This is a genomic window from Streptomyces sp. WI03-4A (genome assembly GCF_033792105.1).
In the GTDB taxonomy this organism is placed as follows: domain Bacteria; phylum Actinomycetota; class Actinomycetes; order Streptomycetales; family Streptomycetaceae; genus Streptomyces; species Streptomyces collinus_A.
Genome location: NZ_JARAUO010000011.1, coordinates 1 through 15,793, shown reverse-complemented (window position 1 = coordinate 15,793; position 15,793 = coordinate 1). Strand labels below are relative to the sequence as shown.

The window sequence follows — 15,793 nt, the reverse complement described above, 5'->3', positions numbered from 1 at the left end:
GATCGGGTGCGGGCCAGGGGTTACGGCTGTGATTGCCTGAATTCCGTAACGGTCACCGACCGGGGAAGCTCAGGCCAACGATCACGCCCCGGCGGCCGCTGAGTCGCACGCCTGTGCGCGCAGCGACCGGGCCAGGTCGTCCCGCGCCTCCAGCACGAGCCGGCGCAGCGCGGGTGCCGCGTCCGCGTGGGACGCCAGCCAGCGGTCCGCCGCCTCCAGCGTCTCCGGGCGGTCCTGGAAGGAGGGGAACAGGCCCCGGACGACGTCCATGCCGATCTGGATCGACCGCTCCCGCCAGACCCGCTCGATCACCGCGAAGTACGACTCGGCGTACGGCGCCGTCAGCTCCCGCTGCGAGGGCTGGTCGAAGCCCGCGATCGTCGCCTCCACCAGCGCGTTCGACAGCGCGTCCGACTCCACCACCTGCGCCCAGGCCTGCGCCTTGACCGCCGCCGACGGGCGCGCGGCCAGGCAGCGCACCTGATGGCGCTTGCCGGACGCCGTGTCGTCCCGGGCCAGTTCGGCCGCGAGGACGGACTCGTCGGCCGCCCCGTGCGCCGCCAGCGGCTCCAGGAACGCCCAGCGCAGCTCCTGGTCCACGTCCAGGCCGGCCACCGGACCCGTGCCGTCCAGCAGCCCCTCGAGCACGGCGAGGTCCGCCTCGCCGGAGGCGGCCGAGGCGAAGGAGCGGGCCCAGGCGAGCTGGTGCTCGCTGCCCGGCGCGGCCGCCCGCAGCTCCCGCAGCGCGCCCTCGGCGAGCAGCCGCTCGCCCGTCGCCCGCCAGGCGGGCGCGGCGTAGCGCGTCAGCGCCGACTCGGCCCACGCGTGCAGCATCTGCAGCACGCCGATGTCGGACTCCCGGCCCGCGAACCGCAGCACCAGGTCCACGAACTCCCGCGCCGGCAGCAGCCCGTCCCGGGTGAGGTTCCACAGCGCCGACCAGCACAGCGCGCGGGCCAGCGGGTCGGTCAGCTCGCCCAGGTGCGCGCGCAGGGTCGTCAGCGAGGTCTCGTCGAAGCGGATCTTGCAGTAGGTCAGGTCGTCGTCGTTGACCAGCACCAGCGCCGGCGCCTCGGCCCCGGCCAGCTCCGCCACGACCGTGCGCGGACCGTCCACGTCCGTCTCCACGCGCGCGTACCGCTCCAGCGTGCCCTCGGGCGTGCGGCGGTACAGGCCCACCGCGACCCGGTGCGGGCGCAGCTCGGGGTGCGACTCGGGGGCGTCCTGGACCACGGCCAGCTCGGCGATCCGGCCGCCCTCGGTGTCCAGCAGCACCTGCGGGGTCAGCGAGTTCACCCCGGCCGTCTGCAGCCAGGACCGCGCCCACGCCGACATGTCCCGGCCGCTGGTCTCGCCCAGCACCGACAGCAGGTCCCCGAGGCGGGTGTTGCCGTACGCGTTCCGCTTGAAGTAGCGGCGGGCGCCTTCCAGGAAGGCGTCCTGGCCGACGTAGGCCACGAGCTGCTTGAGCACCGAGGCGCCCTTGGCGTAGGTGATGCCGTCGAAGTTGAGCTTGGCGTCCTGCAGGTCGCGGATGTCCGCGGTGATCGGGTGCGTGGAGGGGAGCTGGTCCGCGCGGTAGGCCCAGGCCTTGCGGCGGTTGGCGAAGGTGATCCAGGCGTCCTGGAAGCGGGTCGCGCCGACGTTCGCGAACGTGCCCATGAAGTCGGCGAAGGACTCCTTCAGCCACAGGTCGTCCCACCACACCATGGTGACCAGGTCGCCGAACCACATGTGCGCCATCTCGTGCAGGATGACGTTGGCCCGGGCCTCGTAGGAGGCCTGCGTCACCTTGCCACGGAAGATGTACTCCTCGCGGAAGGTCACCAGACCCGGGTTCTCCATCGCGCCGAGGTTGTACTCGGGCACGAACGCCTGGTCGTACTTCCCGAACGGGTACGGGTAGTCGAAGTGGTCGTGGAAGAAGTCCAGGCCCTGCTTGGTGACCAGGAAGACGTCGTCGGCGTCGAAGTAGGGCGCGAGGCCCTTGCGGCACAGGGCGCCGAGCGGGATCTCCAGCTTCGTGCCGTCCGCGAACGTCCGCTCGTAGGAGTCCGTCACGTAGTGGTAGGGACCCGCCACCACGCACGTGATGTACGTCGAGATCGGCTTGGTCTCCGCGAACCGCCACACGCCGTCGGTGAGTTCCCCGGCGCCGTTGCCCCACACCGTCCAGCCCTCGGGGGCCCGCACCTCGAAGCGGTAGGGGGCCTTCAGGTCGGGCTGCTCGAAGTTCGCGAAGACGCGGCGGGCGTCGGCCGGCTCGTACTGGGTGTAGAGGTAGACCTCGCCGTCCTCGGGGTCGACGAAGCGGTGCATGCCCTCGCCGGTGCGGGAGTAGGCGCACTGCGCGTCCACGGTCAGCTCGTTCTCGGCGGCCAGGTCCTCCAGGGCGATCCGGGAGCCGTCGAAGACCTCGCCCGGGTCCAGGTCCTTGCCGTTGAGCGTCACGGACGTCACGCCCGGCGCGATCAGGTCGGCGAAGCTGGACGCGCCCGGCTCGTTGCAGCGGAACCTGATCGTGGTCACCGAACGGAACGTGCGCGGCCCGCCGTTCCCCTCGCCGAGGGCGGAGCGCAGGTCCAGCGCCACCTCGTACCCGTCGACGGACAGCAGGGCGGCCCGCTCCCGGGCCTCGTCGCGGGTCAGATTCTCACCGGGCACGGGCGGCACTCCCTTGTGGTCGCTTGGATGCGTGGAACAGGACCGATCCTGCCATGTGCCCCTGACACGGGCACCAGGGAATGGGGGTGCCGGGGCGATTGTTGTCGCTTCAAAAGCCCTTTCCCGAGGAGAAGCATGTCCGAGACCGAGACCACGCCCGGCAGGACTCCCGTGGACTTCTGGTTCGACCCGCTGTGCCCCTGGGCCTGGATGACCTCCCGCTGGGTGCTGGAGGTGGAGAAGGTCCGTGACATCGAGGTCCGCTGGCACGTCATGAGCCTCGCCGTCCTCAACGAGGACCGGCTGGAGGAGCTGCCCGACGAGTACCGGGAGATGCTCGCCACCAAGGCGTGGAAGCCGGTGCGCGTGGTCACCGCCGCCTGGCAGAAGCACGGCGACGACGTCCTCGGCCCCCTCTACACCGCGCTCGGCACCCGCATCCACAACGACGGCGAGGGCCCGACCGTGGAGGCCATCGCCGGCGCGCTCGCCGACGTCGGCCTGCCCGCCGACCTGATCGAGTACGCCGACCAGGAGGACTTCGAGTTCGACGCCGAGCTGCGCGCCTCCCACAAGGAGGGCATCGAGAAGGTCGGCCAGGACGTCGGCACCCCGGTCATCGCGGTGCCCGGCCCCGACGGCGAGCAGATCGCCTTCTTCGGCCCGGTCGTCACCCCCGCCCCGCGGGGCGAGGAGGCGGCCCGCCTGTGGGACGGCACCCTGGCGGTCGCCTCGGTGCCGGGCTTCTACGAGATCAAGCGCACCCGCACCAAGGGCCCCGACTTCAGCAACCTGTAGGTCCCGCGCACGCCGGAGGGCCCCCGCGAGTCACGTCCTCGCGGGGGCCCTCCGTCTCTCCGCCTGCCTGCGTGAAAGGTGAGAAGACGATCACGGGCAGGACGTCTCAGGCTGTGATCAGCAGGGCGTTCGCCCCGGACCGGGCGGCGGCGTGGCGGCGGGCCACGTCCTGCCAGTTCACGACCTGCCACATCGCCTCGACGAAGTCCGCCTTCTGGTTGCGGTACTGCAGGTAGAAGGCGTGCTCCCAGGCATCGAAGACCAGCAGCGGGGTCGCGCCCTGGCCGACGTTGCCCTGGTGGTCGTAGACCTGCTCGACGATCAGGCGGCCACTGAGCGGCTCATGGGCCAGCACGCCCCAGCCGGAGCCCTGGGTGGTGGCCGCCGCCTTGGACAGCTGCGTCCGCAACGCGGCGAAGGACCCGAAGGACTCCTTGATCGCCTCGGCGAGCTCGCCCACGCCGTCGGCCGCCAGCGGCTCCCCGCCGCCCTCCTTCGGGCCGGTCATGTTCTGCCAGTAGACGCTGTGCAGGATGTGCCCGGAGAGGTGGAAGGCCAGGCTCTTCTCCAGGCCGTTGATCGTGCCCCACGACTCCTTCTCCCGCGCCTCCGCGAGCTGCTCCAGGGTGTCGTTGGCGCCCTTCACGTAGGCCGCGTGGTGCTTGTCGTGGTGCAGCTCGATGATCTCGGGGCTGATCACGGGCGCCAGCGCCGCGTAGTCGTAGGGCAGCTCGGGCAGCGTGTAGACGGGCATGGACGATTCCCCTCCGGACCTCTTATTGCAACTTACTTGCAACTACACGCTAGCAACAAGAAGGCCCGGGGCAACACGAAGGCCCCCACGTGTCGCACACGTGGGGGCCGCGGTCGGGATCGGCGGATCGGTCCGCCGGGCGTCAGCGCCCGGCGCGCGCCCGCTGCCGGGCGTACCCGACGGCCGCGAGGACCAGCGTCATGCCGCCCGTCGAGTAGAGCTGCACCCGGGTGTCGGGCTGCCGCGCCATCAGGACGAAGATCGCCGCCATGCCCGCCAGCGCGACCCAGGTCAGCCACGGGAACCCCCACATCCGGACCGCCGGCCGCTGCGCCGGGTCCCGCTCCATGCGGCGGCGCAGCACCAGCTGGGAGACGGCGATGAAGATCCAGACGACCAGGATGACCGCGCCGATCATGTTCAGCAGCCACGCGAAGACGTCGTCCGGCCGCCAGTAGCTGAGCAGGACGCAGGCGAAACCGAAGGCCGAGGAGACGAGGACCGCGACGCGCGGCACCCCGCCGGAGACCTTCGCCAGCGCCTTCGGGCCCATGCCGCGCCGCACCAGCGAGTGGGCGATGCGCGAGGAGCCGTAGGTGTTGGCGTTCATCGCCGAGAGCAGGGCGACCAGCACCACCACGTTCATCAGCTGGCCGGCGCCGGGGATGCCCAGGTGGTCGAGGGCGGCGACGTACGGGCCCTTGGTCACGATCTCCTTCGAGTCCCACGGGACCAGGGTGACCACGACCGCCATCGAGCCGACGTAGAACAGCGCGATGCGCCACATCGCCGTGCGCACGGCGTTCGCCACGCCCCGCACCGGGTCCTCGGACTCGGCGGCGGCGATGGTGACCGTCTCCAGGCCGCCGTAGGCGAACACGGACGCCAGCAGGCCGATGACCAGGCCCTCGCTGCCGTGCGGCAGGAAGTCGGTCAGGTTCGAGGCGCCGGGGGAGTCGGTGCCGGGCAGGACGCCGGCGACGGCCAGCGCGCCGAGCACCAGGAAGAGGCTGATCGCGCCGACCTTCAGCGCGGCGAACCAGAACTCGAACTCGCCGAAGCTCTTCACCGCGGCCAGGTTGGTGCCGCAGAAGACCACCATGAACAGCGCCACCCACATCCACTGCGGCGTGCCCGGCAGCCAGCCCTGGACGATCTTCGCGGCGCCGATGCCCTCCATGCCGACGGCCGTGCACAGCAGCACCCAGAACGACCAGCCGGCGGCGAACCCCGCCCAGGGACCGATCGCCCGCTCCGCGTGCGCGGAGAACGAACCCGAGGACGGGTACGCGGCCGACATCTCGCCGAGCATCCGCATCACCAGCATCACCAGGAGGCCGGAGAGGGCGAAGGCGACCACGATGGACGGGCCCGCGGCGGCGATGCCGGCACCGGAGCCGACGAACAGGCCCGAGCCGATCACCCCGCCGAGGGCGATCATCGACAGGTGGCGCTGCTTGAGGCCGTGGGACAGGGAGGCGTCCGGGGCCTGCGGGGCGTCCGCCCGCCGCTGCGGGGGTGTGTCCAGGGAGGGGCTGCTGGGCATGGCGCGGCACGTCCTGCGATCGAGGGGCAAAAACGCCCCACAGTCTGGGCGGCCCGTCCGCTGACGCGAAGGGGCCGCCCACTATCCGGACACCCGCCGTGCGGAGGGTGAGACGGCCGTTACGCGGCGAGCGGTGTGTAGTGCGCCGCGTCGCCCTCCACCGACCAGCTCTCCTTGCCCTCGGTGCCCACCGGGACGTCACCGGCGACGGTCACCCGGTGCAGCCGGCGGGGCGCGCCGTCGTAGTTGTCGATGGCGTAGTGCTGGGTGATCCGGTTGTCGAAGAGCACGAGCTGGTTCTCCGACCAGCGGTGGCGCAGCACGTTCTCCGGACGGGTGACGTAGGACTGGAGCAGGTCGAGGACCTTGCGGGACTCGCCCACCGAGAGACCGGCGATCCGCTGCGCGAACCCGCCGATGAACAGCCCGCGCTCCCCGGTCAGCGGGTGGACCCGGACCACCGGGTGCGTCGTGCGGAACCTGATCGAGGTGAACTGCGCCCGCTGGGCGGCCTTCTCCTCGTCGATCTCCTCGTCCGGCACCGCGTAGTCGTAGTCGTTGGTGTGCTCCGCCCACAGGGTGTCGGCCAGCCGCCGCAGCGGCTCGGGCAGGTCGCGGTAGGCGGCCGCCGCGTTGGCGATCAGGGTCTCGCCGCCGTACGGCGGGACGGTGAGCGAGCGCAGGGTGCTGGCCTGCGGCGGGTTGAGGACGAAGGTGACGTCCGTGTGCCAGTGGTTGGCGCGGCCCCGTTCGCTGTCGACCGGCAGCACGTTCGGGGCGCCGTCGACCGCGCCGACCGTCGGGTGCGCGGTGGTCAGGTCGCCGAAGTGGCGGGCGAACGCCTGCTGCCCGGCGTCGTCCAGCGCGCCGGCGTCGAACACGAGCGCCTTGTGGACGTTCAGGGCCTCGCGGATCGCGGTGACCTCCTCCGGGGCGAGCGGCGCGGTGATGTCGACGCCGGAGACCTGTGCGCCGATGCGTGCGGTGACCTTGGTGATCTCGATGGACATGGGGATTCCTCTCGGGCGGGTCAGGCGAAGGCGGGGGTGGCGGGGGTCAGGTACTGGTTGGCGGGGCGGGGCAGGCCGTAGCGCTCACGCAGGGTCCGCTCCGGGCCATAGGCGGTGCGCAGCAGGCCGCGGGTGCGCAGGATCGGCACCACGTGCTCGACGAACGCCTCGAGACCGGAGGGCAGCACGGGCGGCATGATGTTGAAGCCGTCGGCGGCGCCCTGGGTGAACCAGGTCTCGATCCGGTCGGCGATCTGCTCGGGCGTCCCGGCGACGGTGAGGTGGCCGCGCCCGCCGCCGAGCCGGCCGATGAGCTGCCGCACGGTGAGCCGCTCGCCGCGGGCGAGTTCCACGACGAGCGTGTAGCGGCTCTTGGCGCCTTCGATGGCGGACTCCGACGGCAGGTCGTCGGGGAGCGGGGCGTCCAGCTCCAGCGTGCCGGGCGCCAGCCGCAGCAGGTTCTCCAGGCGGTCCACGCCGTGCGTGTGCACGATGTGGTCCTCCAGCACCTGCTCGGCGGCCCGCGCCTCCGCCTCCGTCGAGCCGAGCACCGGGACGATGCCGGGCAGCACCTTGATGTGCTCGGGGTTCCGGCCCGCCGCCTCGGTGCGGGACTTGAGGTCGGCGTAGAAGGCCTGGGCGCCGGCGAGGGTCTGCTGGGCGGTGAACACCGCCTCCGCGTACCGGGCGGCGAACGCCTTGCCGTCGTCCGAGGAGCCGGCCTGCACCAGCAGCGGGTAGCCCTGCGGGGAGCGGGGCACGTTGAGGGCGCCCGCCACGCTGAAGTACGCACCCCGGTGCCGGGGCGGGTGGATCTTGCCGTCGTCGCCCCAGACGCCGGCCGCCTTGTCGGCGACGACCGCGTCGTCCTCCCAGCTGTCCCACAGCTTGGAGGCCACGTCCAGGAACTCCGCGGCCCTCGCGTAGCGCTCGGCGTGCGCGGGCTCGGCGTCCAGGCCGAAGTTGCGGGCGGCCTCGGCACCCGCGGTGGTGACGATGTTCCAGCCGGCCCGGCCGCCGCTGATGATGTCCAGCGAGGCGAACTTGCGGGCCAGGTTGTAGGGGGAGTTGTAGGAGGTGGACGCGGTGGCGATCAGCCCGATGTGCTGGGTGGCCGTCGCCAGCGCGGTCAGCAGGGTGAGCGGTTCCAGGGCGCCGGCCGGGCGCTGGGCGAGGTTGCTCCACAGCTGGGGGCCGTCGGCGAGGAACAGCGAGTCGAAGGTGCCGCGTTCGGCGGTCCTGGCCAGCCGCACGTAGTGGGCGAGGTCGACGTGCGCGTACGGATCGCTCTCCGGCAACCGCCAGGAGGCCTCGTGGTGGCCGGTGTTCATCAGGAACGCGTTCAGGTGGAGCAGGCGGGTCATGCGTGGTCCTCCGTGACACCGAGGGCTGCCAGCAGCCGCTCGCGGTACTCGCCCAGCACCGGCTCGCGGTAGGAGCGCGGGTGGGGCCGGTCGATGGTCAGGTCGAGGCCGATCCGGCCCCGGTCCAGGACGAGGACGCGGTCGGCGAGCACGATCGCCTCGTCCACGTCGTGGGTGACGAGCAGCACGGAGGGCCGGTGGCGCTTCCACAGCTCGCGCAGCAGGTTGTGCATCCGGATCCGGGTGAGCGCGTCCAGCGCCCCGAACGGTTCGTCGGCCAGCAGCAGTTCGGGCTCGCGGACCAGGGAGCGGGCGAGCGCGGCACGCTGGGCCTCACCGCCGGACAGCTCGCCCGGCCAGGCCCGCTCACGGCCGCCCAGGCCCACCTCCGCCAGCGCGGCCCGGCCGCGTTCGGCGGCGTCCTTGCCGTCCAGGCCCAGCAGGACGTTGTCCAGCACCCGGCGCCAGGGCAGCAGCCGGGAGTCCTGGAAGACCACCGACACCCGCTCGGGCGCGGTGAGCCGCCCTTCGCCCGCCACCCCGTGGTCGAGTCCTGCGACCGCCCGCAGCAGGGTCGACTTGCCCGAGCCGCTGTGCCCGAGCAGGGCCGTGAACTGCCCGGCCGGCAGGTCGAGGTCGATGCCGTCGAGGACGGTGCGGTCCCCGAACGAGCGGGTCAGTCCGCGCAGCCGGACGGCGGGGCGGGTCAGTTGCTCAGTGTGCGGCGCCATGACAGCACCCTCCGTTCGACGAGACGGACCACGCTGTCGGAGACCAGGCCGAAGACGCCGTAGATCAGCAGGCCGACCAGGATCACGTCGCTCTGGCCGTAGTTCTGCGCCTGGAACATCAGGTAGCCGAGGCCGCTGGTGGCGTTGATCTGCTCCAGCACGACCAGGCCGAGCCAGGAGCCGGTGACACCGAGCCGGAGCCCCACGAAGAATCCGGGCAGCGCGCCGGGGATCACCACCTGGCGGACGAACCTGAGCCTCGACAGGCCCTGTACCTCGGCCAGCTCGACGAACCGGCTGTCGATGCCGGACAGCGCGGCATGCGTGTTCAGGTAGATGGGGATGTAGACGACGATCGCGATGATGGCGATCTTGAAGGTCTCCCCGATGCCCAGCCAGAGGATGAACAGCGGGATCAGGCCGAGGGTCGGTATCGCCCGGTTGAGCTGCACGGTCCCGTCGATCAGCGCCTCCCCGGTCCGGCTGAGACCGGAGGCGAGCGCCAGGACGATGCCGGCGGTCAGGCCGATCGCGAAACCCGACCCGGCCCGCTTCAGCGAGGTCAGCACGTCGGTCGACAGCGTGCCGTCGGTCCACAGCCGGGCGCCCGTCCGCAGCACCGTCCAGGGCGCCGGGATCGCGCCCGTGTCCAGCGTCCCGGCCGCCGAGGCGGCGGCCCACAGGGCGAGTACCAGCAGCGGCCCGGCGAGACGGGCGGCGGGCAGCCGGCGGCCGGGGGACAGGCGCCTGCGCCGGCGCACCTGGGGCAGTTCGGCGGCGTCGGGCGCCGCCACGGCGGTCGTCGTCGTGGTCACGGCGCTCACTTCCGGTACTCCGCCGGCACGGCCCGGGCGGCGAGGGGCTCGAAGCGGTGGTCGAAGAGCGAGGAGACGTCGAACTTCTTGACGAAACCGCCCTCGGCGAGCAGGTCGGCCGTCTCCTGCTCCCAGGCGATCGCCTCGTCCCAGCGCGGCGGGAAGAGCGGCTTGTTGGCGAGCGCGGAGATGGACTTCGCCTGGGCGAGGTTCAGGTTCTGGGTCTTGACGTAGAACTCCTCGTTCCACACGTCCGGGTGCTCGTACTGCCACACCTGGCCCTTGGCCCACTGGGGGATGTAGGCGGCGATCGCGGCCGCCTTCGCCGGGTCGGCGAGCACCGACTGCGGCGCCCAGAGCAGGTTGAGCAGGTCGACGACGTCGGTGGCGACCGTGCGCGCCCCCTTGGAGCCGTACTGCTTCAGATAGGCGGGCGCCTGGCTGTTCGCGAGCGGGGCCACGTCCACCTGGCCGGACTGCAGGGCGGTCAGGAACTGGTTGCTGGTCAGCGGGACCAGCTTCACCTCGTCGTACTTCAGGCCGGCCTTCTTCAGCGCCCGCAGCAGGACGACGCCCTGGGCCTGGCCCTGCGAGAAGGCGAGCTTCCTGCCCTTGAAGTCCTGCAGGGAGCGGATGTCACTGCCGGGCTTGGTGGCGAACACGTAGTTGGGCTTGCGGGTGATGTCGATCGCCACGATCTTCGCGTCGAAGCCCTGGTAGTGCGCCTGGATCGGCGGGATGCCCGCGTTGTTGGCGAGGTCGAGGGACTTGGCACGGAACGCGTTGATGATGTCGGGACCGGCCCCGAGGTTCACCCAGTCGGACACGGTGAACGGCAGCTCGGGCAACTTGGCCAGCCGGAACTGCAGTTGCTGCGTGTTCTGGTACGAGGCGATCTTCAGGCTGGTGCCGGCCGGCACCTTGTCGGAGAGCGGCCTGGTGGCGGCCGCCTTGGTGTCGGCGGACGCGTCGCCCTTGGCGCAGCCGCTGAGGCCGACGGCGGCGGCGGACGCGCCCAGCATGGAGGTGAGAAAGACACGACGGTGCATGGGAGTACTCCCCGGAGGAAAGGAGGGGAAACGCAGATGGAATTCCGGTACGCGATACCGGAGGAAAGAAAAATGAAAGGAGCCGGAAACACGCGCTTCACGCGCGGCAATGTGTCAGCAACAGAGGGTGCGACAGCTCGTAAGCAGGCTCATGACCAGCATGTTCCTTGCTGTTGGTGTTCTCTGTCAACATTCCGAGTTTCTGAATTAAATAACCTCAGGTGACGCACTCAGCGGATCCCGGAACAGCACGTCCAGCATCACCGAGCCGCCCGCCACCGCCAGCACGGAATCCGGGAAACTCGTCGGGAGGACGGCCGCGGACCGGGCCGGGCCGACCGCGTCCCGCAGCGCGCTCAGGCAGTCCTCGAAGTGGAGGACACCGATCTCGGTGACCACGACCGTCTCCGGATTGAGCACGTCGAGCAGCAGCCCGACGGCCCGTCCGGTCGCCCCGGCCCGCTCCCGCAGCAGCCCCCGGGCCACCGTGTCCCCGGCCGCCGCAGCGGCCACCACCCGCATCGGGTTCACCCCGTCGTCCACCCCGGCCGCCCGGGCCCGCCGGCACAGCGTCCGCTCGCTCAGCTCCGCCTGGAGGCAGCCCGTACGGCCGCACGCGCAGGGCTCGTCGCCGCCCGGCACCGGCAGATGGGCGATGGCCCCGGCCGCCGAACGCGGCCCGTGGTGCACCTCGTCGTTGGTGGCGAACGCCGCGTCGACCATGTTGCCCACGAACAGGTGCAGCACGCTGCGGCTGCCCCTGGCCCTTCCGAACATCCGCTCACCGTGGACCAACGCCCGCGCGTGGCCGTCCACATGGACCGGCAGCCCGGTGCGGGCGCCGAGCAGGTCCCGCACCGGCACCTCTCGCCAGCCCAGCAGCCCGTGCTCGACCACGGTGCCCGTCTCCCGGTCCACCCAGCCGCCGACCGCGACCCCGATCCCCAGCGGCCGGCGGCCCGGCACCCCGGCGAGCAGCGTGGCGAACGCGTCGGCCGCCCGGTCGAGCACCCGGCCCGGATCGGTCCCCTCGTGGGTCAGCTGCCGTTCGGCCACCACCCGGCCCCGCAGGTCGAGCAGCGCGACCGTCGTGTACGGCACGGCCACGTGAACTCCGCCGACCACGAACCGCTCCCCGTCGAGGTCGACGGGCACGTGCGGCCGGCCGACCCCGCCCGAGCGGCGGGGCGCCGCGTCCTCGCGGATGAGCCCGAGCCCGGCCAGCCGCGCACAGTGCTCGGTCACCGACGCGGGCGAGAGCCCGGTCAGCCGGGCGATGGTGCTGCGCGCCACCGGTCCGTGCTCCAGCACGGACCGCAGCACGAAGCTGGCACTCGTGCGCCGCCGGTCGCTGCCGGCGGCGCGGGGCACGGGGGAGACAAGGGTGGATGCCGCGGTACGGGGCATAGGGAAGCCGTCCTCGGGAAACGGAGCCGACACGTCTCGGAAGGAGAGGCGTCCCCGGGGGCCGCCTCTACCCCGGGCGGCGACAGGTGGCCGTGCCCTGGCGTCGCAGGTCGACGTAGCGACGCGACGTGAAGTTCCGGGCCTGGGCAACCATGCGTCCGAAGCTAGCAAAACGCCCCCGCGCTGCCCAGACGGCGACCGACGGGCGAGACGCCCACCGGGCCTTTGGTGGAACCCTACAGACGGGCCGTCACTCCTCCGCGTACCGCGTGCCACCCCACCTCAGTGACCGGTATCACGCCGTACCGGGTGTAACCCGCATCGTTTGTGCGGAGCCCACCAAGGCTCCGTCGCCGCCTTTGTCGGGCGCTGACGGTGATCAGCGCCCGGACACCGGTATAGCGTCGCCCTGTTCCCCCGTGCCCACACCTTCCGCGGAGTCCCCATGAGCACCGCCACCGCCGCCGTCCGCCCCGGCGCAGTCCTCGCCGATCTCCTGCCCGCGACCCGGGTGCGCGACGTCGCCCTCGTGGTCGGCGGTGCCGTCCTCACCGGGCTCGCCGCCCAGTTGTCGGTGCTGGTGCCCGGCTCCCCGGTCCCGGTGACCGGCCAGACCTTCGCCGCGCTGCTCGTCGGCACCGCGCTCGGTGCCCGCCGCGGCTTCCTCTCCCTCGCCCTGTACGCCGTCGCCGGCGCCGTCGGCGTGCCGTGGTTCGCGGGCGGCGGCTCCGGCTACGGCGCCGTCTCCTTCGGCTACGTCCTCGGCATGCTGCTCGCCTCCGCGCTGGTGGGCGCGCTGGCCCGCCGCGGCGCCGACCGCTCCCCGCTGCGCATGGCGGGCACGATGATCCTCGGCGAGGCCGTCATCTACGCCGTGGGCGTCCCCTACCTGGCCCTGGCCACCGGCATGTCCGCCGGCCAGGCGATCGCGGCCGGGCTCACCCCGTTCCTGATCGGCGACGCCCTGAAGGCCGCCCTGGCGATGGGCGCGCTGCCCGCCGCCTGGAAGCTCGCCGGCGACCGCTGACACCCGCGGAGCCCGCCACGGCGGAACCGGCCCCTCCCGGCCGGCCCGTGACGCACACGGCGGCCGCACACCCCCACGTACCGCGTCGGGGGTGTGCGGCCGCCGTGTGTTCGGCGTGCGTGCGTCCGGTCAGGCCGCCTCGTGCCGTCCGCGCCGGGACCACCACACGCCGGCCGCGCCGGCCGCGACCAGCGCGGCACCGGTGGCGCCGAGGGGCAGCACGTCACGCCCCACACCGGTCTTCGGCAGCTCGTCGCCGCCCGGCGCGGCCGGCTTGTTGTCGGTGCCGAGGAGCAGCGGGGTCGCCGGGGCGTTCGGCGACGGGTTGGTCGTGCCGAACGGCACCGGGCCCTGCTGCCAGAAGGTCTTCTTCCCGTCCGCCGACTGCACGGGCAGACAGATCTTCCCGGTCTTGCGCAGGTCGTAGGTGGCCCGTACCGCGTACGACTTGGACTTCCCGGCCGCGAGCCGGCCGACCGGGCAACTGAAACCGCTGTTCGAACCTTCCGGCAGGTTCTTTTCCGCGATCGCCGAGCAGCCCTGGACACCCGTGATCCGCAGTCCGTCGAAGCCGACCACCAAAAGCCGGACGCCGTCGCTGTCCTTGGTTCCCTCGTTCTTCACCGTGGCGGTAATCGCCGTCTTTTTCGAACTGTTGTCGACCGAGATCCTCTCCGGCAACAGGGTGCGCAACCGCACCCCCGCCGGGGCCTCGTCGACCACCTTTCCCCCCTTCTCACTGCCTGGTCCCTGGTCATCGGCGGCTGCCGTCCACGAAAGCACCAACACGGCCGAGAAAGATGCCGTGACCAGCGATCCCGTGATGCCCGCCCTGAGCCGAGAACTCATGTTCGCCCCCCCTTGCTTCCCCCTGGACTGCGCCTGAATTCGCAGTACTTGAAGAGGTACCACAAGATTTCCCCGCACTATGCTGGTACGGCGTGAAGTGTGACCGTTGTGTTTCATCACGGGCGGTCTACAAGGGGGGTGCGACACGGTGCCGGGAATTATGGGGAAAGCGGGAGGGCCGGGAGCCGGTGGGATTCCGGGGCTTCTGGTGAACGCGCGCTACCGGCTGGTCGAAAGCATCGGCCAGGGGGGAATGGGGCGGGTGTGGCGGGCCGTCGACGAAATACTCGACCGGCTGGTCGCGGTGAAGGAGATCCGCATCGACGGATCCGACGCCGAGGACATCCGCACCCGCCGTGAACGCACCCTGCGGGAGGGGCGGGCGACGGCGCGGATCGACCATCCCAACGTGGTGCGCGTCTACGACGTGGTGGACGAGGGCGAACGCCTCTGGATCGTCATGGAATTGGTCCCCGGCCGGTCGCTGGAGCGGATCATGGCCGAGGAGGGCCCGCTCGGCCCGCGGGAGACCGCGCGCATCGGTCTCGGCCTGGTGGCGGCGCTGCGCCAGGTGCACGCGCGGGGGGTGCTGCACCGGGACATCAAACCGGGGAACGTGCTGGTCGAGGCCGGCACGGCCGGGGCGGGGCGCGTGGTCCTCACGGACTTCGGCATCGCCGCGATCCAGGACGCCACGGCCCTCACCATGGTCGGCATGCTCGTCGGCTCCCCGGACTACATGGCCCCCGAGCGGATCTCCGGCCGGCGTCAGGGGCCGCCGTCCGACCTGTGGTCCCTGGGGGCGACCCTCTGCGCTGCGCTGGCGGGCCACTCCCCGTTCTCCCGCCACACGACCCTTGCGACTCTGCACGCGGTCCTGTACGAGGAGCCCGAACTCCCCACGTCCCCGGGCCCGCTGCGCGCCCTGATCGCCGCACTGCTGAGCAAGGACCCGGCCACCCGCCCCACCCTCACCGCTCTGGAGACGACCCTCCACCTGATCGCCAACCCACCCCCACCACCGACCCTCCCGGCAGCACCCACGCCCCCATCGCCGGAACACACGCCCACCACAGCCCACCCTCCCGCCCCGACACCGGCCGCCACGGCGTCCACCCGCGAGCAGCCGGAACCCGGGCCGACGAGTCCCGAGGACGGGGACCCCGGGGCGGATGCTGAGCTCAGGGCTGGGGCCGGGGCTGGGGGTTCGGGTACGGCGCCGGGGCCGGCCGGGGCCGAGGCGACAGTCGCCGCACCACCGAGGCCCGAAGGGCCGGAGCCGCAGCCGACCCGCGCCGAGGAAGCACAGACCGAAGCCCCGCGCCCCGCACCGGGGCAGCCCGAGGACGATGCCCCCGACGCGGTCGCCCAACGGCAGTTGACCGCCGAGCCGACAGCCGCCGTAGAGGCGGGAGTCGACGGAGACGGCCGTCGGTCGGGGAGCCCGAGTGCGGCGGGTGAGGGGAACGCGGGCTGGGAGGCGTCAGGTCCGGGGACGGCGGCGGTCGAGCCGCACGCCCCTGGAGGGGCGGGAGTCGACGGTGGCGGCCGTCGGTCGGGGAGCCCGAGTGCGGCGGGTGAGGGGAACGCGGGCTGGGAGGCGTCAGGTCCGGGGACGGTGGCGGTCGAGCCGCACGCCCCTGGAGGGGCGGGAGTCGACGGTGGCGGCCGTCGGGCCGGCAGCCCGAGTGCGGCGGGAGCCGAGGGCGCGGCCCGCCGGGACGCGTCCGCGCCCGGGGGGACGGCCGCCGTGCCCGGGGACCCGGAAGCGCCGGGAGC

The 15,793-nt window shown here is 72.3% G+C and carries 13 protein-coding genes; 3 read left to right on the top strand and 10 right to left on the bottom strand.

Annotation, left to right across the window (positions count from 1 at the left end):
- Window positions 1-81 precede the first annotated feature (81 nt).
- The gene (gene pepN, locus PV343_RS14310) at window positions 82-2,664 is read right to left on the bottom strand and encodes an aminopeptidase N (RefSeq protein WP_319147272.1); all 2,583 of its coding nucleotides are present in this window, start codon (window positions 2,662-2,664) and stop codon (window positions 82-84) included.
- A 135-nt stretch (window positions 2,665-2,799) separates the two neighbouring features.
- Between pepN and PV343_RS14305 the strand changes: the two genes are divergently transcribed.
- Window positions 2,800-3,462, top strand: coding sequence for a DsbA family protein (locus PV343_RS14305; RefSeq protein WP_319147271.1), 663 nt, complete (start codon window positions 2,800-2,802; stop codon window positions 3,460-3,462).
- A 106-nt stretch (window positions 3,463-3,568) separates the two neighbouring features.
- On the opposite strand, the gene PV343_RS14300 is transcribed toward PV343_RS14305, so the two are convergent.
- The 8 genes from PV343_RS14300 to PV343_RS14265 all read right to left on the bottom strand — a co-directional run bounded on the left by PV343_RS14300 (window position 3,569) and on the right by PV343_RS14265 (window position 12,138).
- Window positions 3,569-4,216: a superoxide dismutase gene (locus PV343_RS14300; protein WP_319147270.1), complete on the bottom strand. Its 648-nt coding sequence runs from the start codon at window positions 4,214-4,216 to the stop codon at window positions 3,569-3,571.
- 142 nt (window positions 4,217-4,358) lie between these two features.
- On the bottom strand, window positions 4,359-5,762 hold the full coding sequence (locus PV343_RS14295; protein WP_319147269.1) for an amino acid permease: 1,404 nt from the start codon (window positions 5,760-5,762) through the stop codon (window positions 4,359-4,361).
- Window positions 5,763-5,881: 119 nt separating this feature from the next.
- Window positions 5,882-6,772, bottom strand: coding sequence for a TauD/TfdA dioxygenase family protein (locus PV343_RS14290; RefSeq protein ID WP_319147268.1), 891 nt, complete (start codon window positions 6,770-6,772; stop codon window positions 5,882-5,884).
- Between the two features lie 20 nt (window positions 6,773-6,792).
- On the bottom strand, window positions 6,793-8,136 hold the full coding sequence (locus PV343_RS14285) for an LLM class flavin-dependent oxidoreductase (RefSeq protein WP_319147267.1): 1,344 nt from the start codon (window positions 8,134-8,136) through the stop codon (window positions 6,793-6,795).
- Window positions 8,133-8,867, bottom strand: a complete 735-nt coding sequence (locus PV343_RS14280; protein WP_319147266.1) for an ABC transporter ATP-binding protein — start codon at window positions 8,865-8,867, stop codon at window positions 8,133-8,135. The genes PV343_RS14285 and PV343_RS14280 overlap by 4 nt, the downstream gene beginning before the upstream one ends.
- Window positions 8,843-9,691, bottom strand: coding sequence for an ABC transporter permease (locus PV343_RS14275; protein ID WP_319147265.1), 849 nt, complete (start codon window positions 9,689-9,691; stop codon window positions 8,843-8,845). The genes PV343_RS14280 and PV343_RS14275 overlap by 25 nt, the downstream gene beginning before the upstream one ends.
- Window positions 9,688-10,731 (bottom strand): ABC transporter substrate-binding protein, encoded by a 1,044-nt coding sequence (locus PV343_RS14270; RefSeq protein ID WP_319147264.1) that lies wholly within the window; start codon window positions 10,729-10,731, stop codon window positions 9,688-9,690. The genes PV343_RS14275 and PV343_RS14270 overlap by 4 nt, the downstream gene beginning before the upstream one ends.
- Window positions 10,732-10,938: 207 nt before the next feature.
- Window positions 10,939-12,138: an ROK family transcriptional regulator gene (locus PV343_RS14265; RefSeq protein ID WP_319147263.1), complete on the bottom strand. Its 1,200-nt coding sequence runs from the start codon at window positions 12,136-12,138 to the stop codon at window positions 10,939-10,941.
- 445 nt (window positions 12,139-12,583) lie between these two features.
- Here PV343_RS14265 and PV343_RS14260 point away from each other — a divergent pair, with 445 nt between their 5' ends.
- Window positions 12,584-13,165: a biotin transporter BioY gene (locus PV343_RS14260; protein ID WP_319147262.1), complete on the top strand. Its 582-nt coding sequence runs from the start codon at window positions 12,584-12,586 to the stop codon at window positions 13,163-13,165.
- Between the two features lie 129 nt (window positions 13,166-13,294).
- Here the strand turns inward: PV343_RS14260 and PV343_RS14255 are convergent, their stop codons facing one another.
- A complete protein-coding gene (locus PV343_RS14255) occupies window positions 13,295-14,014 on the bottom strand; it encodes a hypothetical protein (protein ID WP_319147261.1) in 720 nt (239 codons plus the stop codon).
- 253 nt (window positions 14,015-14,267) lie between these two features.
- Here PV343_RS14255 and PV343_RS14250 point away from each other — a divergent pair.
- Window positions 14,268-15,793, top strand: a 1,526-nt coding sequence (locus PV343_RS14250) for a serine/threonine-protein kinase (protein WP_319147405.1), incomplete at its 3' end; no start/stop codon positions are given.

Excerpts from the sequence above, each read along its gene's own strand:
- PV343_RS14305 (WP_319147271.1), top strand. The coding sequence starts at position 2,800 with ATGTCCGAGACCGAGACCACGCCCGGCAGGACTCCCGTGGACTTCTGG.
- PV343_RS14300 (WP_319147270.1), bottom strand. The coding sequence starts at position 4,216 with ATGCCCGTCTACACGCTGCCCGAGCTGCCCTACGACTACGCGGCGCTG.
- PV343_RS14295 (WP_319147269.1), bottom strand. The coding sequence starts at position 5,762 with ATGCCCAGCAGCCCCTCCCTGGACACACCCCCGCAGCGGCGGGCGGAC.
- PV343_RS14290 (WP_319147268.1), bottom strand. The coding sequence starts at position 6,772 with ATGTCCATCGAGATCACCAAGGTCACCGCACGCATCGGCGCACAGGTC.
- PV343_RS14285 (WP_319147267.1), bottom strand. The coding sequence starts at position 8,136 with ATGACCCGCCTGCTCCACCTGAACGCGTTCCTGATGAACACCGGCCAC.
- PV343_RS14280 (WP_319147266.1), bottom strand. The coding sequence starts at position 8,867 with ATGGCGCCGCACACTGAGCAACTGACCCGCCCCGCCGTCCGGCTGCGC.
- PV343_RS14270 (WP_319147264.1), bottom strand. The coding sequence starts at position 10,731 with ATGCACCGTCGTGTCTTTCTCACCTCCATGCTGGGCGCGTCCGCCGCC.
- PV343_RS14265 (WP_319147263.1), bottom strand. The coding sequence starts at position 12,138 with ATGCCCCGTACCGCGGCATCCACCCTTGTCTCCCCCGTGCCCCGCGCC.
- PV343_RS14260 (WP_319147262.1), top strand. The coding sequence starts at position 12,584 with ATGAGCACCGCCACCGCCGCCGTCCGCCCCGGCGCAGTCCTCGCCGAT.
- PV343_RS14255 (WP_319147261.1), bottom strand. The coding sequence starts at position 14,014 with ATGAGTTCTCGGCTCAGGGCGGGCATCACGGGATCGCTGGTCACGGCA.